The organism is Nocardiopsis alkaliphila YIM 80379, from assembly GCF_000341005.1.
Taxonomy (GTDB): Bacteria; Actinomycetota; Actinomycetes; order Streptosporangiales; family Streptosporangiaceae; genus Nocardiopsis; species Nocardiopsis alkaliphila.
Map to the genome: position 1 here is coordinate 17,121 of NZ_ANBD01000095.1, position 21,676 is coordinate 38,796.

19 protein-coding genes and 1 tRNA gene are annotated in these 21,676 nt (G+C 67.3%); 12 read left to right on the top strand and 8 right to left on the bottom strand.

All coding sequences use genetic code 11. The features are described from left to right. The first annotated feature begins 240 nt into the window (after positions 1-240). Both D472_RS0114265 and D472_RS25565 read left to right on the top strand, forming a co-directional pair. Positions 241-942: a RibD family protein gene (locus D472_RS0114265; RefSeq protein ID WP_026117689.1), complete on the top strand. Its 702-nt coding sequence runs from the start codon at positions 241-243 to the stop codon at positions 940-942. Continuing rightward, entirely contained in the window at positions 939-1,448 is a 510-nt protein-coding gene (locus D472_RS25565; RefSeq protein WP_017605165.1) for a cytidine/deoxycytidylate deaminase family protein, read from the top strand. Before D472_RS0114265 ends, D472_RS25565 begins: the two co-directional genes overlap by 4 nt. On the opposite strand, the gene D472_RS0114275 is transcribed toward D472_RS25565, so the two are convergent. Together D472_RS0114275 and D472_RS0114280 are read right to left on the bottom strand one after the other, a co-directional pair. Further along, a complete protein-coding gene (locus tag D472_RS0114275; RefSeq protein ID WP_017605166.1) occupies positions 1,426-3,921 on the bottom strand; it encodes a DEAD/DEAH box helicase in 2,496 nt (831 codons plus the stop codon). The two genes, D472_RS25565 and D472_RS0114275, sit on opposite strands and share 23 nt — an antisense overlap. A gap of 145 nt (positions 3,922-4,066) precedes the next feature. Next, positions 4,067-5,059 carry a malate dehydrogenase gene (locus D472_RS0114280; RefSeq protein WP_017605167.1) on the bottom strand — a complete coding sequence of 331 codons (993 nt, stop codon included), beginning with the start codon at positions 5,057-5,059 and terminating at the stop codon, positions 4,067-4,069. 265 nt (positions 5,060-5,324) lie between these two features. Between D472_RS0114280 and D472_RS0114285 the strand changes: the two genes are divergently transcribed. Next, a tRNA-Ile gene (locus D472_RS0114285) sits at positions 5,325-5,398 on the top strand. 402 nt (positions 5,399-5,800) lie between these two features. Then, positions 5,801-7,666, top strand: coding sequence for a GDSL-type esterase/lipase family protein (locus D472_RS0114290; RefSeq protein ID WP_017605168.1), 1,866 nt, complete (start codon positions 5,801-5,803; stop codon positions 7,664-7,666). Positions 7,667-7,692: 26 nt separating this feature from the next. Here D472_RS0114290 and D472_RS0114295 read toward each other — a convergent pair whose 3' ends face one another. Further along, positions 7,693-8,460: a glycerophosphodiester phosphodiesterase gene (locus D472_RS0114295; RefSeq protein ID WP_017605169.1), complete on the bottom strand. Its 768-nt coding sequence runs from the start codon at positions 8,458-8,460 to the stop codon at positions 7,693-7,695. A gap of 231 nt (positions 8,461-8,691) precedes the next feature. Here D472_RS0114295 and D472_RS0114300 point away from each other — a divergent pair, with 231 nt between their 5' ends. Further along, entirely contained in the window at positions 8,692-9,462 is a 771-nt protein-coding gene (locus D472_RS0114300) for a DeoR/GlpR family DNA-binding transcription regulator (protein WP_017605170.1), read from the top strand. Positions 9,463-9,470: 8 nt separating this feature from the next. Here D472_RS0114300 and D472_RS0114305 read toward each other — a convergent pair whose 3' ends face one another. Beyond that, on the bottom strand, positions 9,471-10,727 hold the full coding sequence (locus tag D472_RS0114305; protein ID WP_017605171.1) for an MFS transporter: 1,257 nt from the start codon (positions 10,725-10,727) through the stop codon (positions 9,471-9,473). A gap of 436 nt (positions 10,728-11,163) precedes the next feature. On the opposite strand from D472_RS0114305, the gene D472_RS0114310 reads away from it, so the two are divergent. Next, complete coding sequence (locus tag D472_RS0114310; RefSeq protein WP_017605172.1) at positions 11,164-11,883, top strand: HD domain-containing protein; 720 nt, start codon at positions 11,164-11,166, stop codon at positions 11,881-11,883. Here the strand turns inward: D472_RS0114310 and D472_RS0114315 are convergent. Then, positions 11,834-12,100, bottom strand: a complete 267-nt coding sequence (locus D472_RS0114315; RefSeq protein ID WP_017605173.1) for a DUF4031 domain-containing protein — start codon at positions 12,098-12,100, stop codon at positions 11,834-11,836. The two genes, D472_RS0114310 and D472_RS0114315, sit on opposite strands and share 50 nt — an antisense overlap. After that, positions 12,097-12,564, bottom strand: coding sequence for an Lrp/AsnC family transcriptional regulator (locus D472_RS0114320; RefSeq protein ID WP_017605174.1), 468 nt, complete (start codon positions 12,562-12,564; stop codon positions 12,097-12,099). The genes D472_RS0114315 and D472_RS0114320 overlap by 4 nt, the downstream gene beginning before the upstream one ends. 215 nt (positions 12,565-12,779) lie before the next feature. On the opposite strand from D472_RS0114320, the gene D472_RS0114325 reads away from it, so the two are divergent. The 3 genes from D472_RS0114325 to D472_RS0114335 all read left to right on the top strand — a co-directional run bounded on the left by D472_RS0114325 (position 12,780) and on the right by D472_RS0114335 (position 16,512). Beyond that, positions 12,780-13,694 carry a tryptophan 2,3-dioxygenase gene (locus D472_RS0114325; protein WP_017605175.1) on the top strand — a complete coding sequence of 305 codons (915 nt, stop codon included), beginning with the start codon at positions 12,780-12,782 and terminating at the stop codon, positions 13,692-13,694. A gap of 65 nt (positions 13,695-13,759) precedes the next feature. Then, positions 13,760-14,998, top strand: coding sequence for a kynureninase (kynU, locus tag D472_RS0114330; protein WP_017605176.1), 1,239 nt, complete (start codon positions 13,760-13,762; stop codon positions 14,996-14,998). A gap of 632 nt (positions 14,999-15,630) precedes the next feature. Further along, positions 15,631-16,512: a hypothetical protein gene (locus D472_RS0114335; protein WP_017605177.1), complete on the top strand. Its 882-nt coding sequence runs from the start codon at positions 15,631-15,633 to the stop codon at positions 16,510-16,512. Between the two features lie 463 nt (positions 16,513-16,975). Here the strand turns inward: D472_RS0114335 and D472_RS26780 are convergent, their stop codons facing one another. After that, entirely contained in the window at positions 16,976-17,992 is a 1,017-nt protein-coding gene (locus D472_RS26780) for a thiamine pyrophosphate-dependent enzyme (protein ID WP_017605178.1), read from the bottom strand. A gap of 133 nt (positions 17,993-18,125) precedes the next feature. Between D472_RS26780 and D472_RS0114345 the strand changes: the two genes are divergently transcribed. The 3 genes from D472_RS0114345 to D472_RS0114355 all read left to right on the top strand — a co-directional run bounded on the left by D472_RS0114345 (position 18,126) and on the right by D472_RS0114355 (position 19,959). Then, positions 18,126-18,566 carry an Lrp/AsnC family transcriptional regulator gene (locus D472_RS0114345; protein WP_017605179.1) on the top strand — a complete coding sequence of 147 codons (441 nt, stop codon included), beginning with the start codon at positions 18,126-18,128 and terminating at the stop codon, positions 18,564-18,566. 182 nt (positions 18,567-18,748) lie between these two features. Then, on the top strand, positions 18,749-19,525 hold the full coding sequence (locus D472_RS0114350; protein WP_017605180.1) for a PhzF family phenazine biosynthesis protein: 777 nt from the start codon (positions 18,749-18,751) through the stop codon (positions 19,523-19,525). An 11-nt stretch (positions 19,526-19,536) separates the two neighbouring features. Further along, complete coding sequence (locus tag D472_RS0114355; RefSeq protein ID WP_017605181.1) at positions 19,537-19,959, top strand: hypothetical protein; 423 nt, start codon at positions 19,537-19,539, stop codon at positions 19,957-19,959. A gap of 345 nt (positions 19,960-20,304) precedes the next feature. Here the strand turns inward: D472_RS0114355 and D472_RS26785 are convergent, their stop codons facing one another. Further along, entirely contained in the window at positions 20,305-21,186 is an 882-nt protein-coding gene (locus D472_RS26785) for a glycosyltransferase (RefSeq protein ID WP_017605182.1), read from the bottom strand. Between the last annotated feature and the right edge of the window lie 490 nt (positions 21,187-21,676).

Here is a 21,676-nt window from a genome sequence, read left to right on the forward strand (position 1 = left end):
TCCACGGAACGTCGAAGCGGGAGGTTCCGAACGGTCCGGGGCGGAAAGGCGAGCGGGTGAAGTCGACCACCCCGGCGGAAAGAATGGGAAGAGAGTAATTCCGAATGCCGAGACGATCCTGGAGGAGGGTCAAGGTATTCCTTCCTCGTTCGGGATTTTCTTCATCGAGGGAAACCTGCGGAGAAGGGAGTGCGCCGCTCACGCGCCTTCGCGCCTCCCACCAACAGCTAGCCTGGGGGCATGGACCGTCCCTATACCATTTTGAGCTGTGCGATGTCGGTCGATGGACGTATCGACGACACGAACCCCGAACGCCTCCGGCTCTCCAACGAAGCCGACTTCGCCGAGATCGACGAACTGCGCGCCGAATGCGACGCCATCCTGGTCGGGGCGGGCACTTTGAGGGCCGACGACCCTCGCCTCCTGGTCCGCTCTCAGGTCCTACGCGAACGCCGGCGTGAACAGGGACGTACCGAGAACCTCCTCAAGGTCGTGGTGACCCAAAGTGGTGACCTCGACCCACGGGCGCGTTTCTTCGGTACCGGAGACGCCGGTGCGGTGGTCTATACCGGGGGCGAGGGTGTGGCCACCGCAGACCGGTTGCTGGCCGATATCCCCGAACCACACCCGCCCGTGGACGTGGTGAACGCCGGAGATCCACCCACGGCCCGGGCGATCCTGACCGACCTGGCCGACCGTGGCGTCACCCGACTGCTGGTCGAGGGCGGCGGCCACGTCCACACCCTGTTCCTCACTTCGGGGCTGGTCGACGAACTCCGGCTGGCCGTGGCCCCCTTCTTCGTGGGGGACGACCAGGCCCCGAGCTTCGTCATGCCGGGCACCTATCATCACACCCCTCAAAGGCCCATGCGTCTGGTAGAGGCTCGTGCCCTGGGTGACGTGGCCGTCCTGAGGTACCGCCTCGGCGAGGAGGAACGATGAGCGAGGTGACCGGTCCGGCCCCCGCCGAAGGGCCGGCCGACCTGCACTGGTTGGAACGGGCCATGGAACTGTCCCGTTCCTGCCCACCCTCGAACACGGCGTTCTCGGTGGGAGCCGTCGTGGTCTGCGCCGCCGGACGAGTTCTGGGTGAGGGTTACTCGCGCCGCGAGGACCCGCACGAACACGCCGAAGAGGTGGCCCTGGGCGGTATCGATCCGGATGACCCCCGCCTGGCCACGGCGACGATCTACAGCTCCCTGGAACCGTGCAGCGACCGGGCCTCCCGGCCGCGTTCGTGCACCGACCTGATCCTGGGCACACCGATCCCGCGGATCGTGCTGGCCTGGCGCGAACCCGCCCTGTTCGTGGACTGCGAGGGCGCCGAACGCCTGAACCGGGCCGGGCGCACGGTGGTGGAGTACCCCGAACTCGCCGAGCGGGTGCGTGAGGTCAACGCGCACCTGCTCGATCCACCGTCGGGGCCTACAGGCGGTTCACGTCGGTGACATGGACGACCGCGCGGCCTTCGGCGTCGGAACCCGCCAGGTCGACCTCGGCACTGATGCCCCAGTCGTGGTCTCCCGATGGGTCGGCGAGGACCTGACGGACACGCCACAGCTCGGACTCCTCCTCGATGAGGAGCATCTTGGGGCTCCGGGCGTCCGGTCCGATCCCGATCTCGTCGTGCTCGGCGTAGTAGGCCTCGAACGCCTCGGCCCACTCCTCTCCCGTCCATTCGTCGTCCTCGGACAGTTTGCCCAGTTCGCCGTAGCGATGCCGGGACGCCAACTCCACGCGGCGGAACATTTCGTTGCGTACCAGGACCCGGAAGGCGCGGGCGTTCGCGGTGACCGGTCGAACCTTCTCCTCGACCTCCACCTGGCCCTCACCCTCGACCTCGTCCACCGGGTTGGTGAGCTGTTCCCACTCGTCCAGCAGGCTGGAGTCGACCTGGCGGACCAGTTCCCCCAGCCATTCGATGAGGTCGCGCAGTTCCTCGGTCTTGGCGTCGTCGGGCACGGTCTGGTTGAGCGCCTTGTAGGCACCGGCCAGATAGCGCAGGACCAGGCCCTCGGAGCGGGCGAGCTCGTAGTAACCCACGTACTCGGTGAAGGTCATCGCCCGTTCGTACATGTCACGGGCCACGGTCTTGGGACGGAGCGGGTGATCGCCCACCCAGGGGTGGCCGCGTCGGTACACCTCGTAGGCGTGGTCGAGCAGCTCCTCCAAGGGTTTGGGGTAGTCGACGTCCTCCAGCAGCTCCATGCGCTCTTCGTATTCGACGCCGTCCATCTTCATCTGCTGAACGGCTTCGCCACGGGCCTTGTTCAGCTGGGCGCCGAGGATCTGGCGCGGGTCGTCCAGGGTGGACTCCACCACGCTGAGCACGTCCAACGGATAGGTGGGCGACTCCACGTCCAGCAGGTCCAAGGCGGCCAGCGCGAACGTGGACAGCGGCTGGTTGAGCGCGAAGTCGGCTTGCAGGTCCACGGTGAGCCGGGCGGGGCGGCCCAATTCGTCCGGTTCGGGCAGGGTCTCCACGATGCCACCGTCCAGCAGCGACCGATAGATGGCGATCGCCTCGTGGATGTGCCGACGCTGGGTCTTACGGTCGTCGTGGTTCTCGGTGAGCAGGTGCTTCATGGCGGTGAAGCAGTTGCCGGGGCGGGCGATGACGCTCAATAGCATCGCGTTGCTGACTCGGAAGCGCGAGGTCAACGGCTCGGGTTCGGAGTCGATGAGTTTACGGAAGGTCGCCTCGTCCCAGGACACGAACCCCTCGGGCGCCTTCTTGCGCACCACCTTGCGGCGTTTCTTGGCATCGTCACCGGCCTTGGCCAGCGCCTTCTCGTTCTCGATGACGTGCTCGGGCGCCTGGGCGACCACGTTGCCCACGGTGTCGAAGCCCGCTCGTCCAGCGCGTCCGGCGATCTGATGGAACTCCCGAGCACGAAGTCTGCGCACCCGAACCCCGTCGTACTTGCTCAGCGCGGTGAACAGTACGGTGCGGATGGGCACGTTCACGCCCACTCCGAGGGTGTCGGTGCCGCAGATGACCTTGAGCAGACCGGCCTGGGCCAGACGTTCGACCAGCCGTCGGTACTTGGGCAGCATTCCGGCGTGGTGGACCCCGATCCCGTGCCGCACGTATCGGGACAGGTTACGGCCGAACCTGGTGGTGAAGCGGAAGTTGCCGATCTCCTCGGCGATCTTCGCCTTCTCCTCCTTGGTGCACATGTTGATGCTGGTCAGCGACTGTGCGCGCTCCACCGCCTGAGCCTGGGTGAAGTGCACGATGTACACGGGAGCGTTGCCGCTACCGAGGAGCTCTTCCAGGGTCTCGTGTAGTGGGGTGACCCGGTAGTCGTAGTACAGGGGGACCGGGCGCTCGGCGGAGGAGACCACCGCGGTCGACCTTCCCGTTCGCTTCTCCAGGTCCTCCTCGAAGCGGCTGACGTCGCCCAGGGTGGCCGACATCAGCAGGAACTGTGCCTGGGGCATCTCCAGCAGCGGCACCTGCCACGCCCAGCCCCGGTCGGGTTCGGCGTAGAAGTGGAACTCGTCCATGATGACGGTGTTGATGTCGGCGTCGGCGCCCTCGGCCAAGGCGATCTGGGCGAGGACCTCGGCCGTGCAACACACGATCGGCGCGTCCGCGTTGACGGAGGCGTCGCCGGTCATCATGCCGACGTTCTCGGTACCGAAGATCTTGCACAGATCGAAGAACTTCTCCGAGACCAGTGCTTTGATGGGAGCGGTGTAGAACGCGCACTCGTCCCGGGCCAGGGCGGCGAAGAGAGCGCCGGTGGCGACCATGCTCTTGCCAGAGCCGGTGGGGGTGTTGAGGATGACGTTGGACCCGGAGACGACCTCGATGAGGGCCTCCTCCTGGTGCGGATAGAGGGTGAGACCCCGCTCCTGGGACCACAAAGCGAACGCCTCGAAGAGGGAGTCGGGTTCAGGTTCGGCCGGAAGCACATCAATGAGACTCACGGTCTCTATACTGCCCGCTTCTGGACCCCTTTCGGGACGGAACGAACTGTTCGCCCCCTCACCAGGGCTCGGAACGAACGCGGGCACGCCCCCTCGGAAAGGCAAGCGTGCCCGTGTGAGTGCTCGGGTCCTACTTGACCAGGCCGAGCTTGCGGACGGTGTCGCGCTCCTCGACGAGTTCTTGGACGGAGGCGTCGATGCGGGCGCGGGAGAACTCGTCGACCTCCAGACCCTGGACGATCTCCCACTCGCCGTTCTTGGAGACGACGGGGAAGGAGGAGATGAGGCCCTCGGGTACGCCGTAAGAACCGTCGGAGGGGATGGCGGCCGAGGTCCAGTCGCCCTCGGGGGTGCCGTTGACCCAGTCGTAGACGTGGTCGATGGCGGCGTTGGCGGCGGACGCGGCCGAGGAGGCGCCACGGGCCTCGATGATCGCGGCGCCGCGCTTGGCGACGGTCGGGATGAAGTCGTTCTCCAGCCAGGACTGGTCACCAACGGCCCGTGCGGCGTTGGCGCCGTTGACCTCGGCGTTGAACAGGTCCGGGTACTGGGTGGCGGAGTGGTTGCCCCAGATGGTGAGCTTCTTGATGTCGTTGATCGACACGTTGAGCTTCTTGGCGAGCTGGGTGAGCGCGCGGTTGTGGTCGAGACGGGTCATCGCGGTGAAGCGCTCGGCCGGGACGTCCGGGGCGTGGTTCTGCGCGATGAGGGCGTTGGTGTTGGCGGGGTTGCCGACCACCAGGACGCGAATGTCGTCGGCGGCACCGGCGTTGATCGCCTCACCCTGGGGTTTGAAGATGCCGCCGTTGGCCTCGAGCAGGTCACCGCGCTCCATGCCCTTGCCACGCGGGCGGGCGCCGACCAGCAGACCGACGTTGGCGCCCTGGAAGGCCTTCTTGGCGTCGTCGAAGATGTCGATGCCCTCGAGCAGCGGGAAGGCGCAGTCGTCGAGCTCCATCGCCGTACCCTCGGCGGCCTTGACGGCCTGCGGGATCTCCAACAGGCGCAGCTTCACCGGGGTATCGGCGCCGAGCAGCTGGCCCGAGGCGATCCGGAACAGCAGGGCGTAGCCGATCTGGCCGGCGGCGCCGGTGACGGTGACGTTGACGGGTGCTTTGGACATGAGGTGAACTCTCCTGACGACGATGTGCGACCCGCGATGTTACCAACGGGTTCGAGGCGGCTCCGGTACCGGGCCCAGGGGGTACGGCCAGGCGCGCGCCGCACTTTCACACCCTAGACCGATGGTGGACGAGGCCTGTGTCCAAGGTTGGGTCAGGCAGGTGGAAGTGTCCTGAAGTGGAGACGGGCAATCCCTGCGGGATAACGGATTCTGGGCGCGGAAACGACGGACGCACCCTGTTAGGATGACGTTTGTTGACGGCGGAGGGCCGGTAGCTCAGCTGGTTAGAGCAGGGGACTCATAATCCCTGGGTCGCGGGTTCGAGTCCTGCCCGGCCTACCTCTCTCGCGTGTACGGATTCCTTTGTCACGCGGCGCCGACGGTGCTGTTCGCCCGTCGGCGCACCCCCTCTCCCCATTCTTGGTGGAGTGGCGTGGGTCGACTCTCTCGCTTTTCGTGACTTTTGTCCGAATAGGTCTCTTATTTGTCCTTTTAGGGCTGTTCAGGAGTGAGGGCGGAGCGTCACCCGGAAACGGCGGGTTCACAAGGCGAACCGTGCCCGCGCACCAAGGGCGTCCCGGCCTCGGGCGTCTCCCCCTAAACTGGCCGCCGGTCCGGGGTCTCCATGCCCGGGCCTCAGTGACCATCGCTCGGCCTGATTCGTCGATCCGGGCGATGGACTCGACGTATCCGGGAAGGCGTGAGGTGAACGGGGGCGGACCGACCCGAAGGGGCTCACGTGTGCCGGCTCGGGCCGGCCACCGTGTCCGATGGGTGATCGCCGCGATCGTCGTGGCCACGTTGCTGGTGAGCACCCTCGACCCGGAGGGCGAGGTGCCCATCCCTTCCGAACCCAAGGCACGGGAGGTGGTGGCGTTGCCCTTGAACGAGCTGATGGATCGGACCGGGGTCTCCCAGGACGGCATGGCGGACGGGGGCGGACTCGACGGAGCCGGTAACAGCCTCTCGGAACGCACGCTCGTGGCCGCGGGCTGGCTTCCTGGGGGCGAGATCACCCTCCTGGGCACTCCACTGCGCCTGCCCGTCTACGGAGAAGGCCGCTTCGATCACGTACTCGCCGACGGCCAACGTCTGAAATTGGAGGGATCGCCGGAACGGCTGGACTCCTTGACCTTTTTGCTCACCGCTACCCGTACCGACGGCAGTGGCTCCGACGTCCGAGGCACGGGTGGTGTCGTCTACACCGACGGCGGCGAGCACGAGTTCGAGTTCGGCGTCCCAGACTGGGCGGCCGGTCCGGCGGGTGATGCGGTACTCACCCTGCCCTACGCCAACTCGGCCACCGGATTCGGCCGGGACGCCATCGGCTCGGTACGCCTGTACGCGCGTTCGGTTCCCTTGGACCCGGGACGCGAAGTCGACCACGTGGTCCTGCCGGTGGTCTCCGATCCGGAGGCGAGTCTGCGCGTGTTCTCCGTGGGCGGCCGCTCCGCCGCCCAACAGTGGACCGGGACGTGGGCGCGCGCCACCTCCGGTTACGCACGGGTGGGGCCCTGGCAGGACCAGACGTTGCGTCTGACGGTGCGTTCCACCACCGGGGGACACAAGGTACGGGTGCGGCTGGACAATACCTTCGCGGCTCGACCGGTCACCATCGGGGCGGCGTCGATCGCCCTGCGCGACAGCGGTCCCGCCACGTACGGGGCCGCTGTCCCGTTGACCTTCGGTGGGGCGCCCGGTGGGGTCATTCCGGCCGGGGGCGGTTTGGTCAGTGATCCGGTGGACCTGTTGCTGCCGCCCCAGACCGAGGCCCTGGTCAGTTTCCACCTGCCCGAGCGGGTGCGGGCGGCGTCGATCCACTACGCGGCGGTGGACACCAACTTCACCAGTGCACCAGGTAGCGGGGACCGGACACTGGACCGTACGGGCGAGCCGTTCACCGGTGTGGTGGACCAGTGGCCCTTTCTCACCGGTGTGGAGGTGATGGATGCTCCCGGGGCGATAGTGGTCCTCGGGGACTCCATCACCGACGGCGTACGTTCGACCCGGGACGCGTACCGGCGTTGGCCGGACGTACTGAGCGCACGCTTGGATCAGAGCCGGGACCTGGTCAACCCCGGCGTGCTGAATCTGGGGGTGGCCGGCAACCAGGTGACGGTGGACGGTTACCCGGGGGAGGGGGTCTCCACCTACGCCAACGGTGTGAGCATGCTGCACCGGGTCCGGCGGGACGTGTTCGCGCAGAACGGTGTGGAGACCATGGTGCTGTTCGCGGGCATCAACGACCTCAGGTGGGGTGCTTCCTCGGAACACGTGGTCGCCGGTCTGACCCGGTTGGCGCGGATGGCACGGGAGCACGACATACGGGTGTTCGTGGCGACGTTGGCGCCGTGCGCCGGGGAGACGCGTTGCACTCCACTATTGGAGGAGCAACGTCAGCGGGTGAACTCCCACCTCAGGGCGCAGGCGAACGACCCCGCCTCGGTGTTCACCGGGGTGTGGGACTTCGACGCGGTGCTGCGGGACCCGCAGGACCGCACACGGTTGAACCCCGAATACGATTCCGGGGATCACCTGCACCCGGGGGACGAAGGACTACGGGCCATCGCCGAGTCGGTGGACCTGCACGAACTACTCGGGGTGTGAGACGGGCCCTCCCCGCCTTGGCCCCTCTACCCCGGGGCGATGGTCTTGGGAGCGATCTGCTTCAGGGCCCCGGAATCGGTTTCGGTGGGTCGAGGCGGGACCTGGAGGTGGCCGTTGGTCAACGCCAGGAGTTCGTCGACGCGTTCGGTGGCGAGCGCGTCCACACCCATGCCGATGAGTCGTGTCATGTCCGGGAATTCGTTCACCGTCCAAGTGACCATCCGACACCCCAGACGATGCGTTTCGCCGACCATGTCCCGGGTCACCAGAGTGTGGTGTGTCCCCACGAACGCCGGCCGCAGCCCTTGGACCAGTTCTTCCGGAAGCGGTCCCGCCCGGTCCCAGGCCAACATCAACTCGGCCCTCGGGCTCTGTTCGCGCAGGGCCCGGAGCGTCTCCACGGGGCCGGTGAACAGCGCCTGATCCCCGAAACCGTATTCGCGTAGAAGCGTGTCCGCGGCCAGGGCCGCTCGGGGCGTGACCGCTTCGATCATCAGCGCCGAGGCGTCCCGACCGCGGAACTCGGCCAGGACCTCCATCAGGGTCGGTACGCGCCGCTCCACGTCCTCACGGGAGGCGGCGAGCTCCGCCAGGGTCAGTTCACCGATCCGGCGTGGTGGGGAACCCGGAACGGTCACGGCACGTTCGTCCACCAGGACGGGATACTCGTCCGAGGTCAGGTGGACATCGACCTTGACCAGGTCGACCCCGGCGCGCAAGGCTGAGCGAAGGGCCGGGAGGGTGTTCCCTGGGAAGCGTGCGGTGTCTCCGCGAAGTGCGATGGACAGCGTCATGTACCCAAGAGTGGCAAAAAGCGGGGCTCCACGTGGCGCAAACAGGAAAAACGCCGGCCTGGACCCGACCGTTCGTGCTCGGTTCGCGACCGTGGGCCGGAACCGATCCCGATGCGAGCGGTCTCACGTCGCTTGGGTACCGTCCCGAGCGTGGCGAACTGGGAAACTTTGTTATCGGGTGACGTGATGGCACGGCACCCGTCAGGCAGGCCCCCGAGTGTGAGGCGAACGATGATTCCGGACCAACGGCGAGAGCACATCCTCAAGCTCCTTCAGGAGCGTCATGTGCTGAGTATCAACGAGCTCACGTCGATGCTGTCCGTGTCCCACATGACGGTCCGTCGTGACATCCAGGCGCTGGAGAACGACGGCAAGGTCCTGTCGGTCACCGGCGGTGTGCGGTTGGCGGCCCGGCTCAAGAGCGAACCCTCCTACTTGGCCAAGGCTCAGCTGGAGGTGCCGGCCAAGCGTGCCATCGCGCGTGCGGCCGCGGACCTGGTCCGAGAGAACTTCACCATCTACCTCGACGCGGGCACCACCACGTTGCAGATGGTGCCGTTGCTCACCGACAAGGTGGGGCTGACCGTCATCACCAGCGACTTCAACGTCGTCGGCCACCTGATGGAGTACCCGGGCATCGAGCTGATCCACACCGGCGGCGTGGTCTCGCACTCGGACCATTCCTCGGTCGGCCGCTTCACCGCCGACTTCCTGCGTCAGGTCAACGTGGACCTCGCGTTCATCGCGAGCAGTTCCTGGGACGCCGAGCGCGGTTCCACCACCCCATCGGAGGCCAAGGTGATCGCCAAGCAGGAGCTGCTGCGCATCGCCTCCAAGAGCGTCCTGGTGGTGGACAGCACCAAGTACGGGAAGTTCGGCACCTTCCGAGTGGCCCGCTTGGAGGAGTTCGACCTCATCATCACCGACGACCGCCTGCCGCGTTCGGCGATGGACGATCTCGCCGAACGCGACGTCCGCCTCAAGGTCGTCCCCAGTCGGTAAGGGAACCGCTAGGGCTTCGACGCGGGTTCCAGGCCTCGCCCCGCCGGTGTTTCCGCATCGGCGCGTGTGTACCAACGGGACCGCATCACCAGGGTGGTCACCACGAGGGAGACGACTCCGCCCGTGGTGGCCAGGGCGAACGCGCCTTGCTGCCCGTAGGTGTCGGCCAGGGAACCCGAGATCATGGACCCCAGGGCCTGCCCCAGGATCAGGCTGCTCAGCACGAGGGCCATCGACTGCGATAGCCGGCTGGGTGGCGCGGCCCGCTCGATCAGACCGAACAGACTCACGATGTGCGGTCCGATCGCGATGCCCAGGACGAAGATCGTCATCGCGAGTGTGGCGGGCCCGTGATCCAGGTACAGGGGCAGGGTGAGCAGGGCCAACCCGCCCGCCGCCACCCGCGCCCGGGCCGTCAGGGTGAATCCCACCGGTAGGGAGGCCATCATGAGTCCGGCCACCGCGCTGCTGGAACCCATCACCGCGTACATCAGCCCCGAGAGGTCGCTGTGCCCGGCGGCGTCGGCGAAAGCGGTCACCCCGGTGGACATACCGCCGAAGAACAGGCCTTGGCAGAACATCGGGATGGTAAGGACCAGCAGCGCCGGGTGGGTGAGGCGGCCGTTGGCCCCGCTCACCGGTGCGCTACCGGGTGGTGCGGTGGGGTGCAGCGCGAACACGGTGCCGAACACCCCGAGCAGAACGGCGGCGCCGATCACGCTCGCGGTGGCGGAGAGGGTGAGGGTGAGGACCCCGACCAGGGCGGGGCCCAGGACGAAGGAGGCTTCGTCGAGCACGCCCTCCACGGACATCGCGGCGGACACCGAGCGTTCGCGCTCCAGGCCACGCTCGGGCCCCTTGCGGATCAGCACCACCCATCGGGTGCGGGCCATGGGGCCGATCTGGGGCATGCACAGTCCACCGGTCGCGGAGAGGGCGACCAGGACCAAGAGAGGGGCATCGGCCGTGATCGCGGCGACGAGCAGCGCGATCAGGACGGCATCCAGGAGCGCGGTGACCAGGACGGGGGTCCGTTGGCCGTGCCGGTCGGCGAAGCGGGCGATGATGGGGCCGCCCACGGCCTCACCGAGCGCGAACGCTCCCGAGACCAGCCCCGCGGCGGCGACGCTGCCGGTCACACCGGTGACGAGGGTGAGGAGACCGATCAAGGTCATCGAGATCGGTAGACGGGCCAGGAAGGTGGCGAGGAGCAACGGCCAACCGGCGATCCGGTTCATTCGCCGCAGGGTCTGCAGTGGTGACATCCGCCCTCGTTCTGCTCGGCCACAAACCATCCCATGATAGGCCCACTCGGGGTGAAAGGTTCATGTTCAACGACGTCGGGTGGTCCGGCGGGTGTGCTCCTTACGCAGGCAGGTGTCACCTTCGACTTTCGTGGGTATCGGATCGTACCGGCCGATGTGCGGTTCCCTCGGGAACCGTCTCCTCCCGCTCAGACGTCCGCGCTGGATACCGCTGGCCGGCCCTGGTGGGGGCGGGATCGTCCAACGCCGACATCGCTCGAAGGCCCTTTCTGATCGAGGGCCGTCAAGAGCTACGTGAGCTCCATCCTCGACCGGCTCGGTGTGAAGAACGCAGGTGCAGGCCGCCCTCGCCCATGAGGCCGGCCTGGTGGACCAGTCCGCCGACTGAGGACCCGCGGCGTGGGTTCTGCTTCGGTGGGGGAGGGGGACCGACCACATGGCGGTTTTCGAGGACCGGGCGGACTCGGGGCACTCGCGTCCTGGGAAAGAACGGGAAGAGGTGGCCCTGCTCATGGTGGCCTGGCACCGACTCGTGGGTGATGGGGCCGAGGCCGGGGCGGTCGGTGCACAACTGCTGAAGCGGTGGAGCGAGCCGCACCGTCGCTATCACGCGCTCCCACATCTGTGGAAGACCCTGAGCGCCGTCGACGTCCTGCGGGAGTCGGCCCAGGACGTCGACGCCGTGCGTTACGCGGTGTGGTTCCACGACGCCGTCTACGAGGGTCGGTCGGGGGAGGACGAGGCCCAGAGCGCCCGTCTGGCCCGGCGGCTGCTGGAGTCGATCGGTGCCGAAGCCGAGCTGATCGGGGAGGTGACGCGCCTGGTCCTCTTGACCGAGAGCCACCGCCCCGGTCCGGGTGATGGCAACGGGGCGGTGCTCTGCGACGCCGACCTGTCGATCCTGGGTGCCGGGCCCGAGGAGTACCTGGCCTACACGAGCGCGGTCCGGGCCGAGTATCGGCACGTCCCGGACCGGGTGTTCCGGCAAGGGCGGCTCCAATTCCTCCAGGCGGCGCTGGAACGTCCCCATCTGTTCCATACCGGATCGGGCCGGCGACAGTGGGAGACCCGGGCCAGGGCCAACATGCGCGCCGAGGTGGAACGGCTCACCCCAGGTGTTTGGGGCGCCGCAGTCCCGAGGCCCGAAGTCGGGTGACCAACTCGCGCCCACTGACGTGTTCGGCCCCCAGGGCGACCGCATGGGCGTGCAGGTGTTCGGGGACGTCGTAGTGGTCGCGTTCGAAGGCCCGGCCGGGTATCCCCAGGTCTTGGGCGAAGGCGTGCAACTCCTCGAAGGAATCGTCGCTGACCAGGTGTGCGAAGAGCAGGCCGTGCGGACCCGGCCAGAGCGGGGTGTCGATGAGGATGCTCACGGTGTCTCCGGTGGGGTCACCGCGCGCCAAGGCACGGGGCTGGACAGGACCATGGTGCTGGAGGGGCGCCCGTGGTCGGCCAGTTGGTCGATGACCTCTTCGAAGTGCTCCATGGAGCGCACCGCGATGAGCAGAACGCAGCAGGCGTCACCGGTGACCCGGTGCACCTGGAGGATTTCGGGCAGCCCCAGGGACGTCTGGTCGCGTAGCAGGCAGTGGGCCCCGAAACATTCCATGCGTACCAGGGCGGTCACCGGAAGACCCGCGGCGGCGGGATCGACGTGGGCGTGGTAACCGGTGATGACGCCACGGTCGGTGAGGCGGCGGACTCGGTCGGCCACGGCCGGAGCCGACAGGTTGATCCGGCGGGAAAGTTCGTTGAAGGACAGGCGCCCGTCCTGTTGGAGTTCGTGGAGGATTCGCTGGTCAACGCCGTCCAACGGAGTGGGAGAGCGTGGGGTCATACTTTGTGCTCCCAAGGGCGAGAGAGGTTTTCAGTAATGAATGTAAGGCCAAGGAGGGCTCTGGAGGGCCGGTGGCCATTCCTTCTCTTGGCGATATGTCCGAACATGTGATCTCACGCTCACGGCGCCGTGCACAGGGGACCTCCATGGCGCCGTGCCGCGTGGGACCACCGACACCACGCAGTACACAGTGCAGTACACGAGGGGTAGTAACGATGCTCTCCACCACGTCCGTCCAGCAGTGCCCCTACGCGCCCGCCGAGAGCGAGGCACAGGAGAACGCCGCGGCGGCCCGGGTCCGCAAGGCCGAGAGCGATCAAGGCGAGCCCACCCTGAACTTCGACCGCAACACCCCCTACGTCGACTACGCGGGGATCGACACCCTGCTCGACCTGAAGAAGCCACGAACCGACGAACCCGCCGAATCCGCCTTCATCATCACCACCCAGGTGATGGAGTTGCTCTTCACCCTGGTGCAGGAACGCTGGGAGGCCGCCCGCGACGCCTTGGAGGCCGATGACGTGCCCAGCGCCTTGGTCTGGTTGCGTGGTGCCCGCAAGGCCCAGGACGTGCTCAACGACTCTTGGGGGTTGCTCGCCGACATGACCCCCACCCAGTTCAACCGGTTTCGCGACTCCTTCGGTGAGGCCTCGGGCTTCCAGTCCTACGGTTACCGCAAGCTGGAGTTCATCTTGGGGCACAAGTCCGCCGCGATGATCCGCCCGCACAAGGCCATGAGCGACGTGGTCACCGAACTCACCGAACTCCTGGAGCGCCCCAGTCTGTACGACGCCGCACTGCGTCTACTCCACCGGCGAGGACTGTCCGTGCCCGACACCGTGGCGGATCGGGACTGGACGGCCGACTACGAGGCCTCCGAACAGGTGGAGCGTGCCTGGCTGGAGGTCTACGCGGACGACCGGCCCGGCAACGACCTGTTCCTGTTGGCGGAGGCCTTGGTGGACGTCGCCGAGGGAGTCACGCGATGGCGGCAGTTGCACCTGGTCGCGGTCAAGCGTGCCATGGGGGCCAAACCCGGTAGCGGTGGCTCCAACGGCCTCAGGTGGTTGGCCCGCAACGCCGAGCAGGACGTCTTCCCTGAGTTGTGGTCCCTGCGCAGTACGGTCTGATCCGGCGTTCCCCGAAGAGAACCATTCCGGCCCACGGGCCGTAGGCGAAAGAGGACGAGACCCCGATGACACCCACCACCCGCGAGGAGTGCGCCGCACTGGACGCGGCCGATCCCCTCGCCGCTCTTCGTGAGGAGTTCGTCCTTCCCGAGGGCGTGATCTACCTGGACGGCAACTCACTCGGCGCACTGCCGCGCTCCACTCCCGGTCGGGTGGCCGACATGATCGAACGCGAGTGGGGCCAAGACCTCATTCGTAGCTGGAACGACGCCGGCTGGTGGGACAAACCGCGCACCTTGGGTGCCAAGGTCGCACCGCTGGTGGGCGCCGACCCCGACGAGGTGATCGTCGGTGACGGTACCTCCGCCAACCTGTTCAAGTGCGTGGTCACGGCGCTGCGGCTGTCCGACCGTTCGGTGGTGCTGGGCGAAGCGGGCAACTTCTCCACGGACCTCTACGTCACCGAGGGCGCCGTCGCGCTGGCGGGGGCGACCCAGCGTCGAGTCGACCCGGACGGTCCCGGGCTGGCCGTCGAACTCGCACGCGGAGACGTCGCGGTCCTGTTGCTCAGTCACGTGGACTATCGCAGCGGCGTCCTGCGGGACATGGCCGGGATCACCCGGCTGGCACACGCACACGGCACCCTGGTGATCTGGGACCTGTGCCACAGTGTCGGCGCGGTGCCCATCGACCTCTCCGCCCTGGACGTGGACTTCGCGGTGGGATGCACCTATAAGTACCTCAACGGCGGTCCGGGTGCCCCCGCGTTCCTATACGCGGCCCGACGCCACCACACGGCCTCCGACCAGCCGTTGAGCGGGTGGCACGGACACGCGCGGCCGTTCGACTTCGCCCCCGACTACGAACCGGCCCCCGGGGTCTCCCGTTTCCTGAGCGGTTCGCAGCCCTTGGTCGCCGACGCGGCTCTGGAAGCGGGCTTGGACGTATGGGCCAAGGCCGACATGGCACAGGTTCGAGCCAAGAGCCTGATCATGACCGACCTGTTCTTGGACCGCGCCGCTTCGGTGGGGCTGGCCTCGATCACCCCGGCCGAACACGACCGTCGGGGCAGCCAGGTGGCTCTGCTCGAGCCGGAGGAAGGTGCCGGATACCCGATCGTTCAGGCGTTGATCGAGCGCGGGGTGATCGGTGACTTCCGGGCCCCCGACGTGATGCGCTTCGGGTTCACTCCGTTGTACCTGCGGTACGTGGACGTCTTCGACGCCGCGACCGCGTTGGTGGAGGTCGTGGAGTCGAGTGAGTGGCGCGCCGCACGCTTCAACCGCAGGTCACAGGTGACCTGATCCGAGGATGACCCTCTCCCGGTGTCGGATGCGTGTGGCCTCGACCACGTGTACGACCTACTGAACCCACGCCCGAAGGATCTGCTTTTTACGGTCTGCGGGCGTGTAAGTGGCCTTTCGTTCCGGTTCCAGCTCATCCCATGGCCTGTGCTCCGGCGTGTGACGAGAGCCACTCGCGGGCCTGCCCATCGTCCTTGGGCAGGCCCGCAAACCCTTTTCCCTGGGGTGTTTTTGGGTCTTGGGGGCGATTCGTGGACCGCTTCAAGCGGTAATTTCTTGAATGCGCACCGTCATTTTACCTGGAATCCGTCGGTGCTTTGCCAAAGCCTGGGTTAGTGTCCTTCGTGACCGGTTCGTGATTCGTTATTAACGAGCCGGTGCCGAGCCCTTGACCGGCCACGGCCGGAAGGGAAAACAAGGCCCTTCTTGATCTCGGGAACGAGCCGCGCGAATCCATGCGCCGGCTGTCCGACGGAGTCGATCCGGCCCCCGTTCCCACCCGCCTGTCGCAGTCGGCGACGCGGGACACCCCATGATCCGACGTCATCTCGGAGTGCAGACCTGTGCACCCGTGTGCCCTGACGCGTCCTGGGCGGCCTCCTCGGCCCTGTCTCCAACCTGGCTGATACTTCATGAGCAACGACACTCCCATCCAGTACGGCGAAGTCACCGCTACCTACTTCTGGGACGACGGTTCCGGCATCAACGGTGACACGGGTATGCCCGCAGGTGGCGAGCCCATGCAGAAGGGGCTCTTCTCCAGCCCCAGCTGGCCGCTGGGCACCGAGGGCTACATCGTTCACGAGGGCGAGCAGTACGACTTCTTCATCGGTGACCGTGGTCCTGGTGTGCCCTCCCATGACTGCGACGTCCTTCTCGACATCGACGGCAAGACCTTCGCCGACATGATGGGCGAGTCCTGGAACGACGAGACCTATGTCGTCAGTGGTGGCAACGGTCACGCCGAGGTCGAGTACTTCATCACCGAATGGGGCGACGGTAACGGCACCGAGGGTGCCCCGCACCCCTTCCAGCAGCCCGGCAACAAGTGCGAGAACGCCGTCGGGGAAATTCCCGAAGAGCACCTGCCCGAGGTGAAGAAGGAAAAGGAAGAAAAGGAGAAGGCCGAGAAGGAACAGGCCGAGAAGGAACAGGCCGAGAAGGAACAGGCCGAGAAGGACGCCCAAAAGGAGGAGGCCGAGCAGCAGGCCGCGGCTTCTTCTGGCTCCGACGACGACGGCGGCGAACAGGCCGGCGTCACCGCTGAGACCGCCACCAACGAGCTGTCGGGCTTCGAACTGATGAACGCCGAGGGGATGCCGTCAGCCGCAGGCCTGCTCACCCTGGCGCTCATCCCCGCCATCCTCATCGCGCTGTTCTTCGCTTGGAACCGCCGCCCCTCCGGTGCGCACGCCGGAGCCTTTGACGAGAACGGCAAGGGCCTGATGGCTCAGAGCACCGGTCGCCACGGTATCGCCTCGCTGTTCGACCGTCTGCGCGACAAGGGCGAGTGAGCACGGTCCTTCCCCGGACCGGTTCGGGCTCTTGGTGATCCGGAGCGTCCGAGCGGCCAGGCGTCCCCTGGCCAGGAGGCAGGGCTCTCCGGAACGACGCACCGGAGAGTGGAGGAAGGGTCGCGGTCACGCCTTGGGTTCCAGTGGTGGTCGCAACACCCCAGCGCAAGGGGTGCCATGCACTTTCGGATCCGCCCGGGCCGGTTCACCATCGGCCATGGTTTCGAGGGATGTGGGTGGGCCGTCGGTCGCCGTTGACCGTGGCGGCCCACCCGCCCGGTGGACGCCGCGGCACGTGGGGCCGGGCGCCCGTTCCCGTGTCACGCACAAGGGAGTCCGCCCGAGTCCGCGACACTTTCGGCGGCGCCGTTGCCACCCGCGGAGTCCGGGGCCTCCCCTGTGTTCGACACGGTGGTCCGTGTGTCGTCGCTCCTCACGCGGGGGCGCTCGAGGAACGTGTGGGTCAAACGGACGCGGGATCGAGTCGTTTCTCGTTCAGTCGCTCGCGTATGAGGGCGACGACCCTTTCCGCGTCCCGTTCATAGACCTCCAGCAGACCGTCGTCGACGATCTGCTCGTTGCGCAGTAGAACCTCCAGCCGCACCAGCGGGTCGCGCTCGGTCCAGTACCCCACCTCGTCCGAGTCCCGGTGATGCTCTGAGGAGCCGGAGTCGAGTTGCGGGTCGATCCGGTAGGTGAACGCCTCCACGATCGCAGGTCCGCCACCGGCGCGGGCCTCGGCCAGGGTGTGGGCGACCACGGTGTAGACCGCGGCGGCGTCGTTGCCGTCCACCCGGTGGTTGCGCATCCCGTGCCCCGCCGCCCTGTGCGTCAGGGGAGACGTCATGCCTCGGGCGTGGCGCGGGGTGCTGATGGCCCAGTGGTTGTTCTGTACCAGGAAGACCACGGGAGTGTTCCACACGGCGGCGAAGTCGTAGGCCTCTTGGGTCTCACCCTCGCCGGTGGAACCCTCACTCATGAGGACGAGAGCGGCCACGTCGCGCCCCTTGTTCCGAGCGGCGTAGGTGAGTCCAACGGCGTGCGAGGCGTTGGTGGCCAGCGGGGTGCCCTGTGGCGCGCAGCGGTAGCGGTGCGGGTCGTACCCACAACGCCAGTCCCCACGGAAGAGGGACAAGGTCTGGGCCGGGTCGACCCCGTGCGTGATCATGGCGACGCTGTCCCGGTAACCGGGAAAGAGCCAGTCCTGTTCGGACAGGGCCAGCACCCCGCCGACCTGGGTGGCCTCCTGACCCGTCGATGACGGATAGATCGCGAGACGTCCCTGGCGGGCCAAGGTGCCGGCCTGTCGGTTGAAGCGACGACCGATGACCATGGCCCGCTGGAGCTCGGCGAGCACGGCGTGGTCGGGAGTGCCGAACGAGGAGTGTTCGTGACGGTGACCGTGCCGATCCACCAGGCGCACCGGATCCTGGGAGGGCGGAGGAGGAACCGGACGAGTTCGCTCATCGGTGTGCTTCATGTCTTGAATATGAGCCGAATCACCCCATATTGTCGATGCCTGCAGGCCGATGCTGGACGAACTGTCCGGTAAGACTCCCATCGGCACCAATCATCTGGTCCGCCCACCACACGGACGGTATGAGGTAAGACACATGGCCGCCCAGCTGGATGACACCGACCGTCGGATCATCGCCCTTCTCCGCGCCGATGGTCGCATGTCGATCCGCGCCGTCGCCGAACGCGCGCACATCTCTCGGGCCAACGCCTACTCTCGCCTCGAACGTCTGCGAGACAATGGTGTGATCAGGGGTTTCACCGCGGTCATCGACCCCGAGAAGTACGGCACCGCTCTTTCGGCGTACGTGTCCGTCAGCATCGAACAGCACTCCTGGGAGAGGTTCCGCGAATACCTGCGCGACATTCCCGAGGTCGACCACGCGGCACTGGTCTCCGGCGACGTCGACCTGCTGCTCCTGGTCCGGGTCACCGACGCCGCAGCGCTGCGCACCTTCGTCCTCGAACGCCTCCAACGCCTGCCCGAGGTCAGGAGCACCCAGACCATGTTCATTCTGGACGAGCCGCCTCTGCGCTAGTGGCCCGGAGAGTGTTCTTTCAGAAGGCCTCCGGCTCGGTGAGCGGACGGCCGGGCGATCCCTCGCGAGGCGATGCGCGAAGTTCGGCCTGGACGTGCTTGGCGAGCGCACAGCCCCGGCGAGGGGCGGCCTGGTGGACGCGAGCCTGGGATGACGCAAAAAACACGACCTAGTCTTGGCGCATGGAATACCGAGTGGTCGACGCCTTCACCGAACGTCCCTTCGCGGGCAATCCCGCCGCCGTACTCGTGCTGGACGAGCCTTATGATCAGGAATGGGCTCAGCGTGTGGCGGCCGAGTTCAACCTCGCCGAGACCGCCTTCACCCGGCCGCTTCCAGACGGCACCCGTGAGTTGCGCTGGTTCACCCCCGAGATCGAGGTCGACCTGTGCGGGCACGCCACCTTGGCCACCGCGCACGTGCTCGCCGAACTCGGTGTCCAGGGCCCCTACCGCTTCAGTAGTCGCAGTGGACCGCTCACCGTGACCGCCGAGGACGGGCGGTTGTGGCTGGACTTTCCGGCCCGTCCCGCGGCGGAGGTCGACGCCCCCGAAGGACTGGCCGAGGCCCTCGGCGTCGAACCCCTGTGGGTAGGGCGCGGTGGCACCGACGACCTGCTCGTCGAGGTGGCCGATGAAACCATCGTGCGCACCCTCGACCCGAACCTGTACGCCCTGCGCGCCATCCCGGCGCGCGGCGTCATCGTCACCGCCCCCGGCGCGGAGTACGACATGGTCTCTCGCTTCTTCGCTCCCGGCGTGGGCGTTCCCGAGGACCCGGTGACCGGCAGTGCGCACACGGTGCTGGCACCCTTTTGGGCGGAGCGTCTGGGCCGTACCGAACTCACCGCCCACCAGGCGTCCGCGAGGGGTGGTGACCTCCTGCTGCGTGTACGTGGTGACCGGATCATCATCGGCGGGCACGCCGTCTCCGTCGCCACCGGCGACCTACGAGTGTGAAGGAAGTCCCCATGGAACAGTGGAAGACCAGGGAAGAGATCGTCGCCGGACTCACCAGGATGGAGGAAGGGCACCCCGGATGGGAGCGGCCCGTCGCCTACGCCGTCGGTGTGCACCGTGACGGGGTGACCACCTTCACCCTGACCAACGTGGGTGAGCGCCTTCTGCCCGCCATCGCCCTGGGCCGCGCCTGCGGACACACCGGTGGCACCGCCACCTACGAACTCACGCCCGAACAACTGGACGCGGCCATCGCGAACCTGGCCCCGGCCGCCGTCTGCACGGAGATGGAGCACCCCAATTACCACCATTGGGTCGAGTTGGCGGAGGAACTTCGACGGGACGGTGGCCAAGCCGTGGCGGTGTTCCTCGCCGCGCCGGAGGATTCACCCGTCGATGACCACGACCGGGCGTTCCGGGCGGCCATCGGATGAGCATTCACGGTCGCTCGGGACCCTGCTCGTGCGAAATCTCGATTCCTCCCTCGCGGAGTCTTCGGATCAGGTAGGAATGGGGGCGGCGGCGCCCCTCATTTCCTCCTGAGGGATTCCGCGACGACCGTGCCGGGGGTCGCCCCTCTCCCCAGGTCCGGTCCGGTGTGGCCGAAGGCCGGTGTCCCCCTCGGGCTTCGTACGCACCCGCACCCTTTCACGCGGGGTGTGGACCGCCTCGGTGGGGCCGGGGTACCCACCGGGATGGTCCCGGGAGTCGGTGCGTGCGGACCCCCTTACCGGGCGCACCGACTCCCAGTGGCTCCCATCGGAGTGGTTTCGGGCGGGTCAGGCGCTTGTGATCAGCGCGTGGACGTGGTCGGCCGCGTTCTGGGCGCCATCGATACCGGACAGGAGTCTTCGCAGTTCACGGGCCCGGGCGCGTAGGGCGGGATCATGCAGTACCGCCTCGAAGGCGCGGCGTAGGGGTTCACCGTGGGCCTGGCCAGGGGTGAGCCCCACCGCGTTGCCGAACCGCACGCATTCGTCGACGTTCCACCGTTGCTCCACTTGGAGTCCGATCCCCACGAAGGGTCTGCCGGAGATCGCGGCGGTCTGCACGGTGCCCTCACCCCCGTGGATGACCGAGGCGTCGATGAGGTCGCCGAGCAGGTGTGCGGGAAGTAGCTCGAACACGTGGACGTGCTCGCCGAGTCCGGCGTGGTCCTGCGGGCCCAGATAGCGACTGACCGGGGCCAGGACGGTGACGGGCAATCGGGAGAGTTCGTGGAGGACACCGAGCACGATTTCCCGGTTCGCGGAGCTGCCCATGGCGAAGTACACCACCGGCCTGCGTCTCTTGCGGGCCTTCTCGACCAGGGTGGGTACCTCGGCGGGAAGCTCGTGGCCCAAACGCGCGTAGATGGGCCCAACCCACCGGTAGTGCGGCGGTAACAGGTAGGGGCGAAGACGAATCGACGCGACCAGGTTGAGGTCCCCGTCCATGGCGTCGATCGTGCGCCGGGCCGGCCGCACACCGTTCTCCGCCGCGACCCGCACCAACGCGCGGGGCTTGAGGGTGGCGTATCGAGCGGTTTCGCGTAGCAGGTGCGCGGCGGTGGTGTTGAAGGTGCGGGTGAAACGTCCCTGGCCGGCGAGGAGGGGGAGGGAGGAGGCCTGGCGCAGGTGCGGCCAGGAGTAGGCGAACGGTTTGACGTAGACGAGGGGCACACCGTCGGCGCGGGCCGAGACGAACTGACTGAGGGTGCTGCCGATGACGGTCGCGGCGGGGCGCAGCCGGGCGGNCGGGCGTTGAGCGCGCGTTCGCTCGCCACCCTGGCACGCAATAGTTCGGTGGTGAAGGGATGGCTCAGGGCGCGCCCCTGGTCGAAGCGGATCACTTGGTCGGCCTGGGCGTCGGTGAGCGGCGGGGCCAGGGCGTGGTAGTCGAACCCCGCGTCCCGGACGAGGTCGGCGTAGCGTTCGGAGTAGCCGGCGAAGACACATGAGTGCCGGCCCCGCAGGCACCGGGCCACTTCGATCGCCCGTGTGGTCTCGGCGAGGTTGAAGGTCTCCGGGGCGAACAGGACCGTACCCATGACGGGACTCCTTGTCTGAGAGGGGTTTGCCGGACAACGTAGTGGGTGGCGCGGAAGGTGCGGAGAGGGGCCGGACACGCGATCGTCCACAGGCCCGAAGCGGGAACTTCGAGAAAGTCCTA

What these genes read in the sequence shown, in the direction of transcription:
- D472_RS0114265 (WP_026117689.1), top strand. Translation starts at nt 241, where the DNA reads ATGGACCGTCCCTATACCATTTTGAGCTGTGCGATGTCGGTCGATGGA.
- D472_RS25565 (WP_017605165.1), top strand. Translation starts at nt 939, where the DNA reads ATGAGCGAGGTGACCGGTCCGGCCCCCGCCGAAGGGCCGGCCGACCTG.
- D472_RS0114280 (WP_017605167.1), bottom strand. Translation starts at nt 5,059, where the DNA reads ATGTCCAAAGCACCCGTCAACGTCACCGTCACCGGCGCCGCCGGCCAG.
- D472_RS0114295 (WP_017605169.1), bottom strand. Translation starts at nt 8,460, where the DNA reads ATGACGCTGTCCATCGCACTTCGCGGAGACACCGCACGCTTCCCAGGG.
- D472_RS0114300 (WP_017605170.1), top strand. Translation starts at nt 8,692, where the DNA reads ATGATTCCGGACCAACGGCGAGAGCACATCCTCAAGCTCCTTCAGGAG.
- D472_RS0114305 (WP_017605171.1), bottom strand. Translation starts at nt 10,727, where the DNA reads ATGTCACCACTGCAGACCCTGCGGCGAATGAACCGGATCGCCGGTTGG.
- D472_RS0114310 (WP_017605172.1), top strand. Translation starts at nt 11,164, where the DNA reads ATGGCGGTTTTCGAGGACCGGGCGGACTCGGGGCACTCGCGTCCTGGG.
- D472_RS0114320 (WP_017605174.1), bottom strand. Translation starts at nt 12,564, where the DNA reads ATGACCCCACGCTCTCCCACTCCGTTGGACGGCGTTGACCAGCGAATC.
- D472_RS0114325 (WP_017605175.1), top strand. Translation starts at nt 12,780, where the DNA reads ATGCTCTCCACCACGTCCGTCCAGCAGTGCCCCTACGCGCCCGCCGAG.
- kynU (WP_017605176.1), top strand. Translation starts at nt 13,760, where the DNA reads ATGACACCCACCACCCGCGAGGAGTGCGCCGCACTGGACGCGGCCGAT.
- D472_RS0114335 (WP_017605177.1), top strand. Translation starts at nt 15,631, where the DNA reads ATGAGCAACGACACTCCCATCCAGTACGGCGAAGTCACCGCTACCTAC.
- D472_RS26780 (WP_017605178.1), bottom strand. Translation starts at nt 17,992, where the DNA reads ATGAAGCACACCGATGAGCGAACTCGTCCGGTTCCTCCTCCGCCCTCC.
- D472_RS0114345 (WP_017605179.1), top strand. Translation starts at nt 18,126, where the DNA reads ATGGCCGCCCAGCTGGATGACACCGACCGTCGGATCATCGCCCTTCTC.
- D472_RS0114350 (WP_017605180.1), top strand. Translation starts at nt 18,749, where the DNA reads ATGGAATACCGAGTGGTCGACGCCTTCACCGAACGTCCCTTCGCGGGC.
- D472_RS0114355 (WP_017605181.1), top strand. Translation starts at nt 19,537, where the DNA reads ATGGAACAGTGGAAGACCAGGGAAGAGATCGTCGCCGGACTCACCAGG.